The sequence below is a fragment of the Mesorhizobium sp. M5C.F.Ca.IN.020.32.2.1 genome, assembly GCF_004023105.1.
In the GTDB taxonomy this organism is placed as follows: domain Bacteria; phylum Pseudomonadota; class Alphaproteobacteria; order Rhizobiales; family Rhizobiaceae; genus Mesorhizobium; species Mesorhizobium wenxiniae.
Map to the genome: position 1 here is coordinate 1 of NZ_RZSX01001091.1, position 1,819 is coordinate 1,819.

Annotated in this window: 1 protein-coding gene and 1 pseudogene; both read right to left on the bottom strand. The window is 62.6% G+C overall.

The window, feature by feature from the left end; translation table 11 throughout:
* A partial coding sequence (locus EOA86_RS33165) for an efflux RND transporter permease subunit (RefSeq protein WP_164892258.1) occupies positions 1–1,130 on the bottom strand: 1,130 nt, incomplete at its 3' end.
* 247 nt (positions 1,131–1,377) lie between these two features.
* A pseudogene (locus tag EOA86_RS33170) lies at positions 1,378–1,819 on the bottom strand (efflux RND transporter periplasmic adaptor subunit); the annotation flags it as partial.

Below are 1,819 nucleotides of genomic sequence, written 5' to 3' on the forward strand. Positions count from 1 at the left end.
AGCGGAATGGTGATCGCGATCACCAGGCCCGAACGCCAGCCGATCGTCAGGAACGAGACGACAAGCACGATCAGCAGCGCCTCGCCAAGCGCCTTCATGAACTCGCTCACCGCTTCCCGCACGACTTCCGGCTGGTCGGCGATCTGATCGACCGAAACGCCGTAAGGCAACGCTTCTTCGAAGCGGTGATAGGTCGCCTCGACCTCCTTGCCGACATCGGTGACGTTGAAGCCCTTGGCCATGACGACGCCGACCTGGACACTGTCGTGGCCGTTGAAGCGGTATTTGCGCTGATAGGGGTCTTCGAGACCTGTGGTCACGGTTGCGATGTCACCGAGGCGCGTCACCTGGTTGCCGGCGCGCAGGCGAAGTTCGCGGATGTCGGCCGCCTCCGTCACGCTGCCTTCGACCGAGATGCGCACCGAACGCTGGCCGGTATCGACCGAGCCTGCCGGATCGACATTGTTCTGGCCCTTGATCGCGTTCTGCAGATCGGTGAGCGTCAGGCCACGCTCGGCAAGCACCTTGGACGAAACGTCGATGTAGAGTTTTTCCGGCTGGTCGCCGATGATCACGGCCTTCTCGACGCCGGGCGTCGTCAGCAGCATGTCACGCGCCTGGATGGCTAGTTTCTTCAGCTCGGGATAGCTGTAGCCGTCGCCGCTGATCGAATGCAGGGTGATGAAAGTGTCGCCGAACTCATCGTTGAAGTAGGGCCCAAGCAGACCTTGAGGCAGCTCATTGGCGATATCGCCGACCTTCTTGCGTACCTGGTAAAACGCATCCGCGACCTGCGTAGGATTGGTGTCGCCTTCCACCTGCAAGGTAATGATGGCGCTGCCGGCGCGCGTGTAGGAACGGACGAAATCGAGATGCGGCGTTTCCTGCAGCTTGCGCTCGATCTTGTTGACGACCTGGTCCTCCATCTCCTGGATCGAGGCCCCCGGCCAGACAGCCTGGACGACCATGACGCGGAAAGTGAAGTCCGGGTCTTCCTTCTGGCCCATGCGCATCAGGCCGAGCGCACCGGCAACGATGATCAGGCCGAACAGGAACCGCGCAATGCTCGGGTGCCCGATTGCCCAGCGCGAAAGATTGAAGGGCCGCTTCTCATTGGTGTCGGTGGTCATAGCGCCAGTCCATTTGTCTGATCGTCAGCGCACGCACATGGCATGCCCAGGGAGCTTCTAATGCTGGCTTCCGGGCGGCGAGGCTTTCCGGGCGGAGAGACACTCATCGCGGTGGGACGCGGGGATCGATGTGGGGGATTACATCGACCTGACGTCTCGACAATCGGGCACCTGCCGCCCGGAAACCATGAACCGCCTGACCTCGCGGCTTGCGCCGATGCGAGGAAAGCCGTTTTATTCTTGGCCGTCAGCGCACGCGCTTGGCGGCGCCGCCATTGTCGTCCGCCGATGCGGACTGCTGCACCGCATCGCCGGTCAGCTTGACCTTCAGATTCTCGGTCATGAATTGCGTGCCCGCCGCAACGACGACGTCGCCGGGGTTCAATCCTTCGGCAACATGCACGCCGTCGGCGGTGAATTCGGCTACCTTGATCGGACGCGCATGGACGGTCTCGCCGTTGCGGTCCACGGTCCAGACGATCTGCTGGCCTTCCTTTTGCGCCAGCGCGCTCAACGGGATCGATACGCTCTGCGGGCTGTTGTTGGCCGCCGAAGCCTCGATGTTGGCGGTCATGCCGAGAAGCACGCGCGGATCGTTGGGCAGGCTGACGCGAACGGCAAAGGTACGCGACTGCTGATCGGCGCTGCCGGCGACTTCACGGACCTTGCCGTCGAGCGTCAGCGCATCG